This window comes from Bradyrhizobium sp. Crot121 (genome assembly GCF_059512385.1).
In genome coordinates this window covers 85,551-103,375 of sequence record NZ_JCAMOR010000019.1, presented here as the reverse complement: position 1 = coordinate 103,375, position 17,825 = coordinate 85,551, and the positions used below count along the sequence as shown (strand labels likewise).

Here is a 17,825-nt window from a genome sequence, read left to right as displayed (position 1 = left end):
TGGGGTTCCCTTAGCAGATGGCGACGGCGAACGCACGGATCAAGGCGGGAACCGTCGGTTCCGACGATTGATCAAGGGGTTACGATAGCGAATCGATCTCTTCGTCGGTCAGTCCGCCGGGCACGATGGTGACGGGAATCGGGAACTCGCCCATGATCTTGGCCATGGTGGTGATGATCGGACCCGGGCCTTCCGGCCCCGGATTGGCCGCCAGCACCAGGATCGAGATGTCCTCGTCCTTGTCGATGACGTCGAGGACCTGCTCGGTTGGGTCCCCCTCGCGAATCACCCGCTCGGGCGTGATCGCGGCAATCCCGTTGGCGCGCCCGGCGGCGCGGTCGAGCGCCTCGTTTGCCGCTTCCTCGGCCTCGGCACGCATGATGTCGGCCACCCCGAGCCATTGCTGGTTCTGGTCCTCGGTCTCGATGACGCGCAGCATCACGACGCCGCCGCCGACCCGGATCGCCCAGCGGCTGGCGTAGTAGACGGCGCGGTCCCATTCGGCGCTGTCGTCAACGATGACAAGGCATTTCGGCTTGTGACCAGATTCGTAGCTTCGTCGCTGGGTGGTCATGCATGTCCCGGTGCATTATTGCCAAGCAGACTTATGCTGCCACACCCCCTCGGCTTTTGGGAGAGGGTGCGAGAGCAATCGATGTTGATCGCCTATCGCTGCCGGATGAAGCCGACGACGTCCTTCGCGGCGCGCATGGTTTCATCGGCGATCACGCGGGCGCGGTTGGCGCCGTCGACCAGGATCTGATCGACATGGCCGGGGTCGGCGACCAGCCGCTTCATTTCGGCCGCGATTGGCGACAGTTTCGCAACGCAAACGTCCACCAGCGCGTTCTTGAAGCTGGAGAACTGGCCGCCGCCGAAATCCTTCAGCACGGCCTGCTTGCTGATGCCGGCGAGCGCTGCGTAGATGCCGACGAGATTGTCGGCTTCGGGCCGGGCCTCCAGCCCCTTTTCCTCTGATGGCAACGGCTCCGGATCGGTCTTCGCCTTGCGGATCTTCTGCGCGATGGTGTCGGCATCGTCGGTGAGGTTGATGCGCGAATTATCAGAGGGTTCCGACTTCGACATCTTCTTGGTGCCGTCGCGCAGGCTCATCACCCGCGTCGCCGGTCCCGTGATCAGCGGCTCGGGCAGCGGGAAGAACAGGCCGTCGGCAAGGCCGTGGCCGCGGATCGAGTCGCCGAAGTCGTTGTTGAACTTCTGTGCGATGTCGCGTGACAGCTCGAGATGCTGCTTCTGGTCCTCACCCACAGGCACGTGGGTCGCGCGATAGAGCAGGATGTCGGCCGCCATCAGCACCGGATAGTCGTAGAGACCGACGGAGGCGTTCTCGCGATCCTTGCCGGCCTTCTCCTTGAACTGGGTCATCCGGTTCAGCCAGCCGATGCGGGCGACGCAGTTGAAGATCCAGGCAAGCTCGGCATGGCCCGCGATCTGGCTCTGGTTGAAGACGATGTGCTTCTTCGGGTCGATGCCGCTCGCAATGAACGCCGCGGTCACCTCGCGGGTGTTGCGCGTCAGCTCCGCCGGGCCGCCCCAGACATCAACGCCCTGCGTGATCGCGTGCATGTCGACGACGCAGTAGATGCAATTGTGCGTCTCCTGCAGCTTGACGAAGTTGACGATGGCGCCGAGGTAATTGCCGAGGTGCAGATTGCCCGTCGGCTGGACGCCTGAAAAAACCCGTTCCACGAACGCCATGGTGTCAATTCCCGGAAAATGCCGCTTCGGCGGGGTCGTTTGCCATTTTGGAGCTATCGGCGCAAGTCAGGCGGGACGGTCTTGCCTGATCGCGGCGACTGCCTCGCGCCAGCCGATCACGCCGAACAGCTTCAGGAACAGGCCGTAGCTCGCCATGGCGGCCAAAATCACCGCGAACAGCAGCACGGCCTGCGCCGGCCCGCGCGATCCCGCGGCCAGCGGCGCGAACTCCTGCAGAAGCCACAGCAGCGCGCCCATGGCGAGCGCCGCCAGGCAGATGCGCGGGAGCCGATCGCGGGCCTCCGTGTCGATCGCGAAGCCGAATGTCGCGCCGCCCTTCCGGATCAAATAGAGCGCGTTGCTCCAGGCTCCCAGCGTGATGCCGGCAGCGATGCCGCGCGTGCCGAAAGAGTGGCGGAGCAGGAACGCGGCGACGATCGCCACCACAATGGCGGTCAGCGCGCCCAGGAGTGGCGTGCGGGTATCCTCGCGGGCGAAGAAGGCCGGCGACAGCGCTTTCACCAGCACATGCGCGGGCAGGCCGAGCGCAAGCCAGGTCAGCGCATGCGCGGTGGCCGTGGCATCGTGCGCGGCAAACGCGCCGTGCTCGAACAGGATCCGCACCACCGGGGCGCTCAATACGATGAGGCCAAGCGTCGCCGGTAAAGCGAGTCCGACCGCCAATTCCAGGCCGCGCGATTCCACGCGCGCGATGGCGGTTCGGTCACCGCTGTGCAGCGCGCGCGTCATTTCCGGGATCAGCACCGTGCCCATGGCGACGCCGACGATCCCGAGCGGCAGTTCGATCAGGCGGTTGGCAAAATAAAGCCAGGAGACCGCCGACGGCGATTTGGAGGCGATCACGGCGCCCGCCACCATCAGCCATTGCGGCGCGCTGCTTGCGATCATCCCGGGGACGGCCTTGCCGAGGAAGCCGCGCATGTCCTTGTCGAAGGAGATGCGGAGCGGCGTTGCCGCGCGGCCGCCGCGCAGCACGAGGATCGACAATTGCAGAAGTCCCGCAAGGCCGACGGTCGCCGCGACGACCATCGCGGCATGCGCGGCATCCCCCCGCCATGTCAGCAGCACGGCCATGACCGCGATCAGCGCGATGTTGAACAGCAGCGGCGAGAATGCGGTGAGCGCAAAGCGCGCTTGCGCGTTCATGAGCCCCATCATGACCGCGACGGGTCCGGCGAAGGCAAGATAAGGCAGCATCAGCCGCGCATTGTTGACGGCAAGGTCCAGCGTGTCGCGGCCGACAAATCCCGGCGCCAGCGCCGCGATCACCAGCGGCATCAGCAAGCCGATCAGGACCGACGCCACGATCAGCGCGGCGCTGATGGTCCCGAGCACGCGACCGGCGAAGGCCGCGGCGGCCGCTGCGCCTTCGGTCTCGCGCAGGCGGAGCCACGCCGGTATCAGCGCGGCGTTCAGCGCGCCCTCGGTCAGGAGCCGCCTGACCACATTGACCATTTGAAAGGCAACCAGGAACGCATCGGCAACCGCGCCGGCGCCCAGCAGCGCCGCGATGATGGAATCGCGGGCAAAGCCGAGCAGCCGTGAGGCCAGCGTTCCCGAGGAGACGGTGAGGAAAGAGCGGATCATATGACTTCTATATAACAGCCACCTGGCTTGCTGGCGCCATGTTGATCTGGTACGGCGCAGCCTTCTCAATCGCTCGAAGGATGGATAATGGCCGACGCAAAATATGACATTCTCGGGATCGGCAACGCAATTTTCGACGTCCTGGTGAGGACCGACGAGGCGTTCCTCAGCCGTCACGGCATGGCCAAGGGCAGCATGGCGCTGATCGACGAGGCCCGCGCCGGCGCGATCTACCAGGACATGGGCCCAGCGACCGAGATGTCCGGGGGCTCGGCGGCCAATACCATTGTCGGCGTCGCCAATTTCGGCGCCCGTGCGGCCTATGTCGGCAAGCTCAAGGACGATCAGATCGGCCGGCTCTATGCCCATGACATCCGCGCCGCGGGCGTCGCATTCGAGACCAGGCCCGCCACCGATGGCCCCGCCACCGGCTGCTCCTATATCCTGGTGACGCCGGATGGCGAGCGCACCATGAACACCTATCTCGGCGCCGCGCAAGATCTGACGCCGGCCGATATCGATGAAGCGCAGATCGCGGCGTCCCGCATCGTCTATCTCGAAGGCTATCTCTGGGATCCCGCGAGCGCCAAGCAAGCCTTCGTCAAGGCGGCAACGATCGCGCATGCCGCAGGCCGCCAGGTCGCGCTAACCTTGTCGGATTCCTTTTGCGTCGATCGCTATCGCGACGAATTCCTCGAATTGATGCGCAAAGGCACGGTCGATCTGGTGTTCGCCAATGAGGCCGAGCTGCGCTCGTTGTACCAGACCGCCGATTTCGACAGCGCGCTGAAGCAGTTCCGCGTCGATGCGAAACTCGGCGTCGTCACCCGCAGCGAGAAGGGCTGCGTGGTGGCAGCGAAGGACGGCGTCACCGCCGTGCCGGCGTTCCCGATCGAGCAATTGGTGGATACGACCGGCGCAGGCGATCTCTTCGCCGCCGGCTTCATGTTCGGCCTGGTCCGCGATGCCGGCTATGAGAATGCCGGTCGGCTCGGCGCACTCGCAGCCGCAGAGGTGATCCAGCATATCGGCGCGCGCCCGCAGACGTCGTTGAAGGAGTTGGCGCAGCAGAACAGATTGCCGGTTTAGCTCCCTATTGCTCGTCACGATTCTTTCCGTCGTCGTTGCGAGCGCAGCGAAGCAATCCACGTCTCCACAAGCGGCGCTATGGATTGCTTCGCTATGCTCGCAATGACGCGGGAGGCTTCCTGATTCAATTGTCAAACAGCTCTCCGCTGTCGTCGTCCGCCACCGGGTCGGCCGAATGGCCGCCCGATGACAGGCTCTGGCGGATGATCCAGTATTCCAGAGGCGGTCGTGCTTGAGCCGAGAGGCCGCCGGATACTGGATGCCCTGCCTTCGCGGGGCATGACGGTGGAGTGTGAGGAAAGAACGTGCTTCCGCATTCTCGCGGCATGATGTGTCCGAGGTTTGCATCTCGTTCCACCCTCTCATCGAACAGAGGGCGCAGGGAAAGCCGGGTGCAGGTTGCACCCGTGGGTCCCGTGCAACAAAAAGCACGGGGGTAGGACCACAGGTTCAACCGAAGCATTCCGGCTTTCCCTGCGCGATGGTTTACGGCTTACTTCGTGCTCTCCTTGGTGACCGGGCTTTCTTGCCACCATCGCCTCTCGCGCGGATTTCTTCGCGCAAAAAAACTTAGCGCCAGCGTCGGGGCGCCAGGACCACACGACTTCGCCGTCCGTGATGTGCGTGCTCGTCAGTCACACCCATCACGTCCACCGCATCTCACCGCAACGTTCGTGACGATCGCGAGCCGCCCCTCATCCGCCGTGAGACGCGCGGAGTTAAATCACTGATTTGCCCGACGACGGAAGCGGAATGTTTTTCCTGCGAGGGGTGGACCGGGCAAATCATATTGATTGGCTTAAAGAAAATCCCGCCAACGATACGACGCCGTCATGCCCGGGCAAAAGCGCGAAGCGCGTCTTCGCGCAGATGCCCCGGGCATCCACGTCCTTTGCCTCCGTGCACGGGAGAGAACGTGGATGGCCGGGTCAAGCCCGGCCATGACGGAGGAGAGGATTGCGCAATGCGTCCCACTGTCATTCCGGGGCGATGCGAAGCATCGAGCTATGATGTGCAATTGCACATCAGAGAATCCATTTCTCCGCCTCCGCTCGCGGCTCGATAGATTCCAGGCTCGCGCCAAGAGGCGCGCCCGGAATGACGGCGGTGATTGTGGCCCCGCGAGCGGGCGGCTGATTGCGCCGGGGTGGTACAGTCAAAATTCCTGTAACCAGCGGCAGATAGGGAAGACGGGAGCTCGACAATGGCCGACGTTATTTCTGGCGTTAGGATCCCCGATAGCAAGATCGCCCGCGAGGCCGCCGAACTCGTGCGGCAACATGAAACCGAGATGTTCGCTTTGAGCCACCTGCGGCGAGCGCGCGGCGGATCATGCTTTTCGCCTTCGCTCTTGGCGAAGGCGAAAAGCTGATTTCACCCTACGTCATCACGCCGCCCTCTTGCCGCTGTCGGCGTCGAGGCCGGCATAGATGCCGCGTTCGAAGCCGGCGAAGGCTTCCAGGCATTTGCCGTCGGCGAACGGCAAGAGCTGCATCAGGATCACGCCGGTGACATCGCGCGCCGGATCGATCCAGTAATAGGTGTTGGCGAGGCCCGCCCAGGCGAGGCTGCCGGCGCTGCGTCCCTCCGGCGTCTTCGCAGTGTTGATGAGGAAGCTGAGGCCCCATTTCTTGTCCATGTCCGGATAGAGATCGACATGGTTGGACAAAGTGAGATCGGCCGAGACCATCTTGGTGACGTTCAGGTCGCCCATGTGGTTCTGGCCCATCAGCGCCACCGTCTCCGGCTTCAGCACCTGGTTGCCGTTGCCGCGGCCTTTGCCCAGGATCATCCGCGTGAACTTGATGTAGTCGCCTGCAGTCGAATAGAGGCCGCCGCCACCCATATGGAATTCCGGCTCCTGCTCGAGCTCGAACGGGATCGGTGCCAGCGTCCCGTCGGGGGCTCTCGCATGCATGCCGACAAGGCGCTGGCGCATCGCATCGGTGATCTTGAATCCGGTATCGCTCATGCCGAGCGGCGCGAACAGGTGATCCCGCAAGTAGGCGTCAAGCCGCTTGCCGCTCGCCGCCTCGACGGCCTTGCCGATGAAATCGATATTGATGCCGTATTCCCAGCGCGTGCCGGGATCTGTCGTCAGCGGCAACTTCAGCGCATCGTTCTTGCAGGTGGTGACGGCGGGCATCCCGGTTTTTGCGAGATACTTGCCCATGTCGTCGTTCCACATGTGGTAGCAGAAGCCCGCTGTGTGGGTCATCAGGTGGCGCAGCGTGATCGGCGTCCTGGCCGGCCGCAGCTTGGGCTCGCCGTCGGCATCGAAGCCTTCGAGCACTTGCGGTGAAGCCAGATCAGGCAGCACCTTGCCGATCGGTTCGTCCAGCGAGAGCTTGCCCTGCTCGACCAGTTGCATCGCGCCTGCGCTGGTCACCGCCTTGGTCATCGAGGCGATCCAGAACACGCGGTCCGTCGTCATCGCATCGTCTTTGCCGAGGTCGCGTTTGCCGAACGCGTTCTCGTAGATGATTTCGTTGCCGGTCGCAGCAACCGCGATCACGCCAGGGATTTCCTTCGCGTCGCATTTCTGACGGAGAAGCTGATCGATCTGAGCTTTGCTCTGCATGGGGCTGCCTCCTGATTGTTGTTGTGGAAGCTTGATCTTCTTACCGTGTGGCGCGTCCCGCAAGCCGGCCGCTTGCGGATTTTGATTTCAGCGGAAATGCAGCGACGACAACCAGGAACCATCCACGATAACGTGATTTGGTATTGCTTCCCGTCAATGGTTTCGTGATGTAACGCATTCTAATTCCAAGGCAAACTATGCTTCTGGTCTGAATGTTTTGAAGCAAATGGTTGCTTTCGAAGTTGCAGGATGTGGCGATGATCTCGACGTGGAGTGAGTGGAAACGGTATCCCCGGCCCGGCCGGGGCGAGAACATCGAAGCCCCGATCAGCCCCGGCCTTTACGAGGTCCGCTACGCCGGCACCGGCGCGTTGCACTCCTTCGAAGCGGTCGACAATGTCGCGCAGGCGCTGGCGCTGCTCCAGGTCGCGCCCAGGTCGTGGTTCGGCCGCCGTGACCCGGCCAAGTTGCCGGACCTCGAATATCGCACCTGCGCGACGTCCTCGAAGGCCGATGCCAAGGCGGCGGCGGAACGTATGATCGGGCGTCGCGAAACCTATCTGAACGGCGCGGCCTAGAGCTTCGGTTCTGATTGAATCAGAACCGAAGCTTGCTAGTTTTGGTGCGTTTTTTGCGCGGATAAGTCTACGCAGCGAACCGGTGTCCAACCTCGGATCAAGTCCGAGGCTATGCTTCGCTCGAAAACGCTCCAGCGGCTCCCGCACACCCGCAAAATTGCTTGACGCATCCGCCCTCAGCGGACGATGCATTGCGACCGGTTTCGACTTATCTTTGGGCGACAACGCCCAGAAAATGCCAGGAGTGACGCCATGAATCCGCCCGTTGCCGCACGCGCTTCGCAATCAGGAACCTCGCTTCGCGATCGCCTGAAAGATCCCTCGCTGCTGCGCGACCGCTGCTTCATCGATGGCGCCTGGGTCGGAACGCCCGTCTTCTCCGTGAACAATCCCGCTACCGGCGCCGAACTGGTGCAGATCCCGCAACTCAGCGCCGATGACGCCACCAAGGCCGTCGAAGCCGCCGAACGCGCCTTCCCGGCCTGGGCCAAGCTGACGGCCAAGCAGCGTTCCAACATCCTGCGCAAATGGTTCGAACTGATCATCGCCAACCGCGAGGACCTGGCGCTGATCCTGACCTCGGAACAGGGCAAGCCGCTGGCCGAGGCGCTGGGCGAGGTCGATATCGGTGGCGCCTATGTCGAGTTTTTCGCCGAGGAGGCCCGCCGCGTCTATGGCGAGACCATCCCGACCCAGCGGCCGGATGCGCGGCTGCTCGCGATCAAGCAGCCGATCGGCGTCTGCGGCGCGATCACGCCGTGGAACTTCCCGAACTCGATGATCACCCGCAAGGTTTCGCCGGCGCTTGCCGCCGGCTGCACCGTGGTGCTGAAGCCTGCCAACGAGACGCCGCTGTCGGCGCTGGCGCTGGCGGCGCTGGCCGAGAAGGCCGGCGTGCCGAAGGGCGTGTTCAACATCATCACCGGCGATGCGCCGCCGATCGGCAAGGTCCTGTGCGAGCATCCTGCCGTGCGCTTCGTCGGCTTCACCGGCTCGACCGAGGTCGGCAAGATCCTGTACCGGCAGGCGTCGGTCGGCGTGAAGAAGCTCGGGCTGGAGCTCGGCGGCAACGCGCCCTTCGTGGTGTTCGATGACGCCGATATCGATGCCGCGGTCGAGGGCGCGATCGTCTCGAAATACCGCAACATGGGCCAGACCTGCGTCTGCGCCAACCGCCTTTATGCCCAGGACAAGATCTACGACGAGTTCGTGCAGAAGCTCTCGAAGAAGGTTGCCGCCATGAAGATCGGCGACGGCACCGAGCAGGGCGTGGTGCAGGGGCCGCTGATCAACATGGAAGCGATCGAGAAGGTCGAGCGGCACATTGCCGATGCGGTGAAGGGCGGCGCCAAGGTCGTCACCGGCGGCAAGCGCTCTTCGCTCGGCCGCACCTTCTTCGAGCCGACGGTGCTCTCCGACGTCAAGTCGGATGCGCTGGTATCGCAGGAAGAGACATTCGGCCCGCTCGCGCCAGTGATCCGCTTCAAGGATGAAGCCGACGTGATCGCGATGTGCAACAAGTCGCCGTTTGGCCTCGCCTCGTACTTCTACTCACGCGACCTCGGCCGCGTCTGGCGCGTCGCGGAGGCGCTGGAATCAGGCATGGTCGGCGTCAACACCGGCCTGATCACGACCGAAGTCGCGCCGTTCGGCGGCGTCAAGGAGAGCGGCCTGGGGCGCGAAGGCTCGCATCACGGCATGGAAGAATATGTCGAGATCAAATACGTGATGATGGCGGGCGTGTAGTCCGTCGTCGGAGCGAAGTCGCGTAGGGTGGGCAAAGCGCAGCGTGCCCACCATCCGCAGTCGAGCCAGAATGGTGGGCACGCTGCGCTTTCCCCACCCTACGACGCTGAGGTCGCTCTTTCCGGGCGGCTTTTTGCTGCGTGAGATCATACACGCCCGGTAACACTCTGTTAACCAACGCGGCCTAGCCTGCGGTCATCGCCCGGTCATCATCAGCCGATTGCCGCCCGGTTCGTTCTAGGAGAACAGCCGATGTCCGTTGAGGCGCTGACATATGCCGCTCCAGGTGCCCGCCTGACAGTCCCGCCAGAGGCTGCTCGTTCGCTTGCCAAGCGACGTCAGGCAACATCGCCCCGATTAGCGGCGAAGATCGAGGACCAAAAGTGGAAACAGACCGTAAGGCTTGTAGATAGCTGATCCGTACCCCCTCATTCCCGACTTGCGGAGCAACGTGAGGCACAAATGACCCAGACCATCGATATCAGGGAAATGAAGGCGCGCGTTGTCGTGTTTGGGGTCGGCGGCGCCGGCGGCAATGCCGTCAACAACATGATCGCGAGTGGGCTGAGAGGCGTCGACTTCATCGTTGCCAATACCGACGCGCAGGCACTCAGCATGTCGAAGGCCACGCGCATCGTTCAGATGGGCACCCAGGTGACCGGGGGTCTTGGCGCCGGCGCGCAGCCTGAAGTGGGGTGCGCTGCGGCCGAAGAGGCGACCGATGCAATCCGCGATCATTTGGCCGGTGCGCACATGGTGTTTGTCACGGCCGGCATGGGCGGCGGTACGGGCACTGGGGCGGCGCCCGTTATAGCCAGGACCGCGCGCGAGCTTGGCATTCTCACCATTGGTGTCGTCACCAAGCCATTCCACTTCGAGGGTCAGCGCCGCATGCGCGTTGCCGAAGCAGGCATTGCCGAACTGCTGAAGGCTGTCGACACGCTGCTGATCATCCCGAACCAGAACCTGTTCCGGGTCGCCAGCGAGAGAACCACATTCGCCGATGCCTTCGTCCTCGCCGATCAAGTGCTTTATTCGGGCGTGGCATGCATCAGCGATCTGATCGTCAAGGAAGGTCTGATCAATCTCGATTTTGCCGACGTTCTCTCGGTCATGCGCGAGAAGGGCAAAGCCATGATGGGCAGGGGCGAGGCTTCCGGCGAGAAGCGCGTGCTCAACGCCGCCGTGGCGGCGATCTCCAATCCATTGATCGAGGACCCCTCGATCAAGCGCGCCAGCGGCCTCATCGTCTCCATCTCCGGCGGCAGGGATCTGACGTTGTTCGAGGTCGACGAAGCCGCTACGCGCATTCGCGAACAGGCCGACCCGGACGCCAACATCATCATCGGCGCCACTTTCGACGAAAGCCTGGAAGGCATCGTCCGCGTCTCCGTGGTGGCGACCGGCATCGATAATCTTGGCCCGGCGCAGCGGGCGCAACGGGTGGAAAGCGCAGTTACCGAACTTGCGAGCAGGCTGCAAAACGACAACCGTCGCATTGCCAATGGGATCGAGCGTCGTGCACCGGTGCCTCAATCAGAGCGTTCGCCGCTCCGCCCGACGACCCGCTACCCTGAACCGGCAGCGCCGATTTCGGAACATGCGCGCCATGCGGCTCCGCAAGGCGTCGATCCGTACGGCCGCTCCGCTCCTGGGCGGAATTTGATCGAGGAAAACCTTCTCGATATCCCGGCCTTCCTGCGCCGGAAGGCCACCTGAGCACGTCCAACTGCCGGAATTAGACGGATTGCAAAAGTCCGTGACACGAGCATCGAGGGTCTTCCTTGAGGTGCGCAGCGCGCCGATGTTTTACGCGGCTGTGCTGCCCGGGTTCTCTGCTGCTTCTTTATTTCCAACCTCCTTGCTGCGCGACAGCCATGCTGGAAGACGGAGTAAGCCAAGCAGGCGATCGTTATTATCTTTTGGCAGCTCGGTCGGCGCCTCATTGGCCAGGTGCGGGAGATCCAGCGCAGCGTGGCCAACTCGCACCGCATCCGCGCGTCGGTCCAGTTCGCGCAACAAGGGATCGATGACGGCTTCGACTTCGGTCGCGACGGATGATAGAAAATTATTGAGCTCGCGAGCTTCGGGCACGACTGCCGCCGCCATCTCGGTCGCCTCGCAGAGCTCGCTGATGACAGGTGTAAACGCTTTGCCAGTTTGCGCGATTCGCTTTTTTATCGCTTCGATTTCGCCCAAAACGTGATTGCGTTCGCGCCGAACTCTTTCCTCAGAAAGGCGGGCCTCGATCTCGGCGATCTGAGCCGTCAGTGTCGTGACATCGGATGCAAGTGCGTCGCGCTTTCCGCGCGCGCGATCGAGATCGCGGCTGAGAGTGTCCACTAGATCGTTCTCTCCGGACATTTTTTGCTCCGCGTAGGACAGCCGTAACGCGAACCGTCAGCCTGGCAAAGGAACGTAAGATCGGCCGACAAAGGCATCGACTTCGTTCGCGTCGCCGGGGCGGTGGATCTAAATACCCCCCAAATCATTCGCATTAGGCGACCGTATGGTTAACAAGTGATTAATTTCCACCGGAGCCAAGCGCGAGAACCCTGGATTGCGCGGAGCCTGTCATCGGGCGCGCATTCGCGCGACCCGTTGGCTCCATCCGGGCTACGACCGTTGCTATCGCCGCAGCACCGCGATGGTGCGGTTGGCGAAGCTCAGGCGCTCGGCCATGATCGAGACGAAATAGGTCAGGAGCTTGTGGCTGAGCGCGGGGTCGGCGTCCCTGAGCGCTTCGAACTGATGCGTGTTCAGGACATAGAGCACGCTTGCGACCTCGGCCTGGATGGTGGCGCTGCGCCGCGTTTGCGAAACCAGGCCCATCTCGCCGACCGTGGTGTAGCGGCCGAGACTGCGCACGCGGGTCGGGCGGCCATCATCGGCCGCGACCATCACGCCGACGCGTCCGTCCAGAATGAAATGCATGGATTCGGCGAGCTCGCCGGCGCGGACGATGGTCTCTCCGGCATCGACCTCGACGCGCTCGCAATAATGCATCAGCGCGCTCGCCTCCTGCTCGGAGCCGAGAATTTCGGTGAACCAGTCGCGCAGGCTCGCTTCCTCCTGCTCCAGCCCGCGGTGCTCGGCGATGATCTCGTTCTCGCACCATTCCAGCGCATGATCGAGCTCGGGCTCGATCCTGACCTCGCCGGAAATGAAGCCGCTCGCGCGCAACGTCTTTTCGGCTGCTGGCGCCAGATGCACCAGCAGCAGCTTGACGCCGCGCTCGTCGGCGCAGCGCTTGATCTGTGCAAAGCTGTAGGCTGCCGATGAATCGATGCCGGTGACGAGCTTGAAGTCGAACACCAGATAGCGGCATTCCGGATGGCGCGCGAGCAGCGCCTTGACGTGCTGGTAGAGCCGGTTGGCCGAGCCGAAGAACAGATAGCTCTGCAGGTTCAGGCCCTGGATCGCGCTGCCACGGTCCGCCAGCAGGTCGAGATCATCGCGCGAGCGGTCCAGCGAGCTGCGATACTCGGTGCCGTCGAAACCATACTTGATCGATTCGATCCGCGCGGCGCTGAAGGCAAAGGTGGCGCAGCCGATCACGACGCCGATCAAGACCCCGGCGACGAAGCCCCATTGCAGGATGATGAGGATGATCGCGAGCAGCGACACATATTCGGTTTTCGACAGCCGCCGTCGCGACTCGACGATCCATTTGTGGAGCTGATCGGCGCCGAGATAGATCAACAGGCCGCCGAGCACGAATTTTGGCATGTAGCCCAACAGCTCGGGCGCGACCGCGAGCATCAGCACCGAGAAGGCCGCGACTGTCACGCCGCAAAGGCGGCCGGTGCCGCCGCTGTTCAGACTGAGCAGCGAGCGGGTGGTGGAGGTGCAGCCGGCGTAACCGGCCAGGGCGCCGGTCAGGATGTTGGCAAGGCCGGTGATATTGAGTTCCCGTTCCAGGTTGGCCTCGCGATGCGCGGCGACCTCGATGCCGGTGGTGTTGAAGAGGGTGCTGGTTGCCGTCACGAACACGACGGCGACGAGATTGCCGAGCAGGTCCGGCACGGCATACCAGGGATAGTCAGCGAAATTCTCCGCGCTCCACGGCAGCATGAATCTGGTCGGAGGCGGCGGCTGAAAGGTCCAGCCCGCGGCCTGCGCCTCGGCGGGCGTGAGGCCGACGATCCAGAATGCGAGATGGCCGATGAGCACGCCGCCGACCAGGATCACCGGCAGCCCGAACGGGCTGCGCGAGCGGTGCCAGGTCAGGTACAGGATCAGCGCCATGGCGCAGGCGGCCGACAGCTCGGCGATGGTGACGACGTTTGCGAACTGAGGCAGCGTCGCAAACTTCAGCTCCATGCCCGTGATGACCCTGATGGCGCCGAGCACGAGCAGGCAGCCGGTGGCGCCGAGGAAGCCGCCGACGACAGGATAGGGCACATAGCGGATGGCGCGGCCCATCCGCGTCACGCCGAAGCCGCACAGCACGATGCCGGTGACGATGGTGGCAAGCCCGAGCGTGATCAGGACCGGCGCCAGCATAGGCGCCGCCGGATTGACGGCCGCCACGCGCTCGACCAGCGCGGAGGCGAGGATCGCGGTCATCGCCGCGGTGGAACTCTCGGGACCCGCGACCGCAAATGGCACCGAGCTGCCGAGCGCGATCACCAGCGCCAGCACCGCCGATGAGATGAAGGTGGCGGCGACGCCGTAAGCGAGATAGGGCGATAGTGGGCCTGCGAAGATCAGGAGCGCATAGGACAGGCCAAAGGTGATCGAGAGCACGCTGGCGGCGCTGCCGCCGAGGATGTCGCTGAACGCGCGACCAATCCGCGGACCCGGTTTGACGTTTCGATGCACCACGCCTTGCATTGCCCTCAACACCCGCGCCACTGGTAAACGAGCGCAGCCGGCCGCGACAACAAGATTCTTGTATCAACGCGTGCATTCGTGGTTTCCACGAAGAGGGAACCCATAACCATGGGCTGCGACGTCACCGGGAAGCACCGTCATTGCGAGCGCAGCGAAGCAATCCACGCCTCCGCAAGTGGCGAGATGGATTGCTTCGCTGCGCTCGCAATGACGGGGATAGAGTTACGCGGTGCTTAGATTTTGAGCTCGCTGCCCGTTACCCGCCGATAAGCCTCCAGGTAGCGCTTGCTGGTCGCGTCCACCACGCTGGCTGGCAATGGCGGCGCCGGGGCGTCGCCGTTCCAGCGGCCGGCGTGGCGCTCAGTGTCGAGATAGTCGCGCAAGGGCTGCTTGTCGAAGCTCGGCTGCGGGTGGCCCGGCTTGTAGACATCGACCGCCCAGAAGCGCGAGGAGTCCGGCGTCATCACCTCGTCGATCAGGATGATCCGTCCATCCTTATCGCGACCGAATTCGAACTTGGTGTCGGCGATGATGATGCCGCGCTCGCGGCTGACCTTTTCGCCGTAGGCGTAGACCGTGCGCGCCATCCGCTCCAGCGTGTCGGCAACATCAAAGCCGACGATCTCGCGCACGCGGGCAACCGTGATATTCTCGTCATGCCCGGTCTCGGCCTTGGTCGCCGGGCTGAAGATCGCAGGCTCCAGCTTGGCGCTCTCGACGAGGCCCGCCGGCAGCTTTTCGCCGGCAAGCGTGCCGTGCGCGGCATATTCCTTCCAGGCCGAGCCGGAGATGTAGCCGCGGATCACGCATTCGATCGGGAAGACGGTGGTGCGCCGGCACAGCATCGCGCGCCCGACGATATCGGCGCGATGGTCTTTCAGCGCGGGCACCTCGCGGATGATTTCATCGGCATCGGCGCTGATCATGTGATGCGGCACGGTGCTCTCGAGCTGGCGAAACCACCAGGCGCTGATCTGGGTCAGCACCGCGCCCTTCATCGGGATGGTCTCGGCCATCACCACGTCGAACGCCGAGATGCGATCGGTGGTCAACAGCAGCACGCGGTCCTCGCCCACGGCATAGATATCGCGGACCTTGCCGCGGCCGATTTGCGGCAAGGGCAGGTCGCTGGCGCGCATCGCATTCATCTGGTCAGACCTTCAAAGCGGCCGCCCGCGAGATTGCGGGCGACATAGAGCGATGGGGAGATAGCTCACTCCGGCAGCGGAATGAACTCATGTTCCTGCGGGACCGGCTCGAAACGTCCGGTTTTCCAGTCCTGTTTGGCCTGCTCGATCCGCTCCTTGCTGGACGAGACGAAATTCCACCAGATGTGGCGTGGGCCTTCGAGCGCGTCGCCGCCCAGGAACATCATCCGCGTCGGCTGCAGCGCTTTCACGGTGATGCGGTCGCCGGGCCGGAAGATCAGGAGGCGCGGTCCCTCATAACGCTCGTTCGCGATCTCGACCTCGCCGTCGACGAGATAGATCCCGCGTTCCTCATGATCGGGATCGAGTGGCACGCTGGTGCCGGCTTCTGCGGCGACCTCGGTGTAGAACCAGGGCGAGACCATCTCGACCGGCGAAGAGATGCCGAACGACGAGCCCGCGATGACGCGCGCGGTGAAGCCGCGTTCGCTGATCATGGGCAGGTCGCCGGCGGCATAATGCTGGAACGAGGGCGCGATCTCTTCCTTGGCCTGAGGCAGCGCGATCCAGCTCTGCAGGCCCAGCATCTTCTGGCCGTCCCGGCGCTGGACGTCAGGCGTGCGTTCGGAATGGGCGATGCCGCGGCCTGCGGTCATCAGGTTCATCGCGCCGGGCTGGATCTCCTGGATGTTACCCTCGCTGTCGCGGTGCATGATGCTGCCGTCGAAGAGATAGGTGACGGTGGCAAGCCCGATATGCGGATGCGGCCGCACATCCATGCCCTTGCCGGCGAGAAACTGCATCGGCCCGAAATGGTCGAAGAAGATGAAGGGGCCGACCATCTGCCGTTTGCCATGCGGCAGCGCGCGCCGCACGGCAAAGCCGTCGCCGAGATCGCGGGTGCGCGGCACGATGACGAGCTCCAGCGCGTCGCAGGTCTTGGGATCGCCGAGGATCGGATCGTTGGAGGGAAGCCAGCTCATGAGGGGGACTCCTTATTTCGTGGCTTCAATGATAGCAGGAATCCGCCGCCTGCACGCCATCATCCCGGACGTGCACGCCGGGTGGCGGCTTTTGGCATCATCGTGGCTTGACTCCGGAATCGCCAATGGGGCATGCCATGGGCTTCAAGGTTCCTGCGAGGCCCCCGGAACATGACTTTCACGTCGTGGCAATTCGGCTTGTTTGCCGCGATCGTATTTGTGGCCTACTACCTCCCGCCGCTCCGGCGGTTCCAGGTCCTGCTCCTGGTGGTTGCGAGCCTGTTCTTCTATGGATACGGCCAGCCCGAGCTGCTGCCGCTGCTCGCGGTCGCGGTCGGCGGGACCTATCTGTTCCTGGTGCTTTCGCTGCACGATCGGCGCTGGCTGCCGGCCGGCATCGTCTTCAACCTCGCGCTGCTCGCCTTCTTCAAATACAAATTCCTGTTTCTTGATCCGAAGGCGCCGGCACTGGTCGACAATGCGGCGATCGACTTCCTCTTGAAGCTGCCGCTACCGATCGGCATCTCCTTTTTCGTCTTTCACAATATCAGCCTGTTGGTCGACCTCACGCGCAGCAAGGCCTTGCGGCCGCCTCTGACCGACGTCTTCCTCTACATCATCTTCTTTCCGCAGCTCGTCTCCGGTCCGATCACGCGCGCCGGCAATTTCATGCCGCAGATCGTGCCGAAGCAGCTTGCCGACGTGCCGTTCGTCGAAGCCACGAAATGGATCATCGCGGGCTTCTTCTTCAAGCTCTACGTGGCCAACAATCTCAACGAGATGACGGCCTATATGGACTTCCCGCTCTACGAGACGCTGCAAACCCAGGACCGCTGGCTGCTCGTTTTCCTCTACGGCTATCAGATCTATGCCGACTTCTTCGGTTATTCTGCAATCGCGATCGGTCTCGCGCTTCTGTTCGGCTATCGCCTGCCGATCAATTTCGACCTGCCCTATACGTCGCTGTCGTTCTCGGAATTCTGGACCCGGTGGCACATCTCGCTGTCAACCTGGCTGCGCACCTATCTCTACATCCCCTTAGGGGGAAACCGCCATGGGCGTGTCAGAACCTATCTCAACCTGATGATCGTGATGGGGCTGGGCGGCCTCTGGCACGGCGCAGGCTTCAGCTATCTGGCGTGGGGCGTACTGCACGGGCTGTTCCTGGTGATCGAGCGGCCGTTCCTGCGCCTGCTGCAGGCGATCGATTCCGTGCCGCTGCGCCTGTTGCGGATGGGGGTGGTGTTCTTCTGCGTCACCATGGCCTGGATCTTCTTCAAGCTGCCGAATTTCGATCATGCGCTCGCCTATCTCACCGGCATGTTCACGCCGACCACCAACCCGAATCCGCCCAAATTGTTCTACAATCTTGCGCTGCTCTACGCGCTTCCGGTCCTGCTGCAGCATATGCGCATCACATCGCTGTTCGAGACCGCGCTGACGCGGTGGGAGCCATATGCCTATGGTGCGCTGGTCGCGCTTGCCTATCTGGAGGCGGGGCCGGACAGTGCCTTCATCTATTTCCAGTTCTGATCGC

General features: G+C 63.3%; 13 protein-coding genes. 5 read left to right on the top strand and 8 right to left on the bottom strand.

What is annotated here, in order from left to right:
• Window positions 1-79: 79 nt before the first annotated feature.
• The 3 genes from AC5ZGW_RS18750 to murJ all read right to left on the bottom strand — a co-directional run bounded on the left by AC5ZGW_RS18750 (window position 80) and on the right by murJ (window position 3,327).
• Window positions 80-574 carry a universal stress protein gene (locus tag AC5ZGW_RS18750; protein WP_028168417.1) on the bottom strand — a complete coding sequence of 165 codons (495 nt, stop codon included), beginning with the start codon at window positions 572-574 and terminating at the stop codon, window positions 80-82.
• 92 nt (window positions 575-666) lie between these two features.
• Window positions 667-1,719 carry a tryptophan--tRNA ligase gene (gene trpS, locus AC5ZGW_RS18745; RefSeq protein WP_028168416.1) on the bottom strand — a complete coding sequence of 351 codons (1,053 nt, stop codon included), beginning with the start codon at window positions 1,717-1,719 and terminating at the stop codon, window positions 667-669.
• Window positions 1,720-1,785: 66 nt separating this feature from the next.
• Window positions 1,786-3,327, bottom strand: a complete 1,542-nt coding sequence (gene murJ, locus AC5ZGW_RS18740; protein WP_130227487.1) for a murein biosynthesis integral membrane protein MurJ — start codon at window positions 3,325-3,327, stop codon at window positions 1,786-1,788.
• A gap of 87 nt (window positions 3,328-3,414) precedes the next feature.
• Here murJ and AC5ZGW_RS18735 point away from each other — a divergent pair, with 87 nt between their 5' ends.
• On the top strand, window positions 3,415-4,416 hold the full coding sequence (locus tag AC5ZGW_RS18735) for an adenosine kinase (RefSeq protein WP_130227486.1): 1,002 nt from the start codon (window positions 3,415-3,417) through the stop codon (window positions 4,414-4,416).
• A gap of 1,387 nt (window positions 4,417-5,803) precedes the next feature.
• Here AC5ZGW_RS18735 and AC5ZGW_RS18730 read toward each other — a convergent pair.
• Window positions 5,804-6,997 carry a serine hydrolase domain-containing protein gene (locus AC5ZGW_RS18730; protein WP_130229488.1) on the bottom strand — a complete coding sequence of 398 codons (1,194 nt, stop codon included), beginning with the start codon at window positions 6,995-6,997 and terminating at the stop codon, window positions 5,804-5,806.
• Window positions 6,998-7,254: 257 nt separating this feature from the next.
• Between AC5ZGW_RS18730 and AC5ZGW_RS18725 the strand changes: the two genes are divergently transcribed.
• The 3 genes from AC5ZGW_RS18725 to ftsZ all read left to right on the top strand — a co-directional run bounded on the left by AC5ZGW_RS18725 (window position 7,255) and on the right by ftsZ (window position 11,040).
• Window positions 7,255-7,575 carry a hypothetical protein gene (locus AC5ZGW_RS18725; protein ID WP_028162550.1) on the top strand — a complete coding sequence of 107 codons (321 nt, stop codon included), beginning with the start codon at window positions 7,255-7,257 and terminating at the stop codon, window positions 7,573-7,575.
• Between the two features lie 252 nt (window positions 7,576-7,827).
• On the top strand, window positions 7,828-9,321 hold the full coding sequence (locus tag AC5ZGW_RS18720; protein WP_028162549.1) for an NAD-dependent succinate-semialdehyde dehydrogenase: 1,494 nt from the start codon (window positions 7,828-7,830) through the stop codon (window positions 9,319-9,321).
• A gap of 462 nt (window positions 9,322-9,783) precedes the next feature.
• Complete coding sequence (gene ftsZ, locus AC5ZGW_RS18715; RefSeq protein ID WP_130229487.1) at window positions 9,784-11,040, top strand: cell division protein FtsZ; 1,257 nt, start codon at window positions 9,784-9,786, stop codon at window positions 11,038-11,040.
• Window positions 11,041-11,130: 90 nt separating this feature from the next.
• On the opposite strand, the gene AC5ZGW_RS18710 is transcribed toward ftsZ, so the two are convergent.
• The 4 genes from AC5ZGW_RS18710 to AC5ZGW_RS18695 form a co-directional block, all read right to left on the bottom strand.
• The gene (locus tag AC5ZGW_RS18710; protein WP_245475039.1) at window positions 11,131-11,685 is read right to left on the bottom strand and encodes a hypothetical protein; all 555 of its coding nucleotides are present in this window, start codon (window positions 11,683-11,685) and stop codon (window positions 11,131-11,133) included.
• 264 nt (window positions 11,686-11,949) lie between these two features.
• Entirely contained in the window at window positions 11,950-14,157 is a 2,208-nt protein-coding gene (locus AC5ZGW_RS18705) for an SLC26A/SulP transporter family protein (RefSeq protein ID WP_130229489.1), read from the bottom strand.
• 233 nt (window positions 14,158-14,390) lie between these two features.
• Window positions 14,391-15,305: a phosphoribosylaminoimidazolesuccinocarboxamide synthase gene (locus AC5ZGW_RS18700; protein ID WP_130229486.1), complete on the bottom strand. Its 915-nt coding sequence runs from the start codon at window positions 15,303-15,305 to the stop codon at window positions 14,391-14,393.
• A 65-nt stretch (window positions 15,306-15,370) separates the two neighbouring features.
• Complete coding sequence (locus tag AC5ZGW_RS18695) at window positions 15,371-16,288, bottom strand: pirin family protein (protein ID WP_130229485.1); 918 nt, start codon at window positions 16,286-16,288, stop codon at window positions 15,371-15,373.
• A gap of 171 nt (window positions 16,289-16,459) precedes the next feature.
• On the opposite strand from AC5ZGW_RS18695, the gene AC5ZGW_RS18690 reads away from it, so the two are divergent.
• Window positions 16,460-17,821 carry an MBOAT family O-acyltransferase gene (locus tag AC5ZGW_RS18690; RefSeq protein ID WP_165435531.1) on the top strand — a complete coding sequence of 454 codons (1,362 nt, stop codon included), beginning with the start codon at window positions 16,460-16,462 and terminating at the stop codon, window positions 17,819-17,821.
• The last annotated feature ends 4 nt before the right edge of the window (window positions 17,822-17,825 follow it).

What these genes read in the sequence shown, in the direction of transcription:
- AC5ZGW_RS18730 (WP_130229488.1), bottom strand. Translation starts at nt 6,997, where the DNA reads ATGCAGAGCAAAGCTCAGATCGATCAGCTTCTCCGTCAGAAATGCGAC.
- AC5ZGW_RS18690 (WP_165435531.1), top strand. Translation starts at nt 16,460, where the DNA reads ATGACTTTCACGTCGTGGCAATTCGGCTTGTTTGCCGCGATCGTATTT.
- AC5ZGW_RS18725 (WP_028162550.1), top strand. Translation starts at nt 7,255, where the DNA reads ATGATCTCGACGTGGAGTGAGTGGAAACGGTATCCCCGGCCCGGCCGG.
- AC5ZGW_RS18705 (WP_130229489.1), bottom strand. Translation starts at nt 14,157, where the DNA reads ATGCAAGGCGTGGTGCATCGAAACGTCAAACCGGGTCCGCGGATTGGT.
- AC5ZGW_RS18720 (WP_028162549.1), top strand. Translation starts at nt 7,828, where the DNA reads ATGAATCCGCCCGTTGCCGCACGCGCTTCGCAATCAGGAACCTCGCTT.
- AC5ZGW_RS18695 (WP_130229485.1), bottom strand. Translation starts at nt 16,288, where the DNA reads ATGAGCTGGCTTCCCTCCAACGATCCGATCCTCGGCGATCCCAAGACC.
- ftsZ (WP_130229487.1), top strand. Translation starts at nt 9,784, where the DNA reads ATGACCCAGACCATCGATATCAGGGAAATGAAGGCGCGCGTTGTCGTG.
- AC5ZGW_RS18750 (WP_028168417.1), bottom strand. Translation starts at nt 574, where the DNA reads ATGACCACCCAGCGACGAAGCTACGAATCTGGTCACAAGCCGAAATGC.
- AC5ZGW_RS18735 (WP_130227486.1), top strand. Translation starts at nt 3,415, where the DNA reads ATGGCCGACGCAAAATATGACATTCTCGGGATCGGCAACGCAATTTTC.
- trpS (WP_028168416.1), bottom strand. Translation starts at nt 1,719, where the DNA reads ATGGCGTTCGTGGAACGGGTTTTTTCAGGCGTCCAGCCGACGGGCAAT.
- murJ (WP_130227487.1), bottom strand. Translation starts at nt 3,327, where the DNA reads ATGATCCGCTCTTTCCTCACCGTCTCCTCGGGAACGCTGGCCTCACGG.
- AC5ZGW_RS18700 (WP_130229486.1), bottom strand. Translation starts at nt 15,305, where the DNA reads ATGAATGCGATGCGCGCCAGCGACCTGCCCTTGCCGCAAATCGGCCGC.
- AC5ZGW_RS18710 (WP_245475039.1), bottom strand. Translation starts at nt 11,685, where the DNA reads ATGTCCGGAGAGAACGATCTAGTGGACACTCTCAGCCGCGATCTCGAT.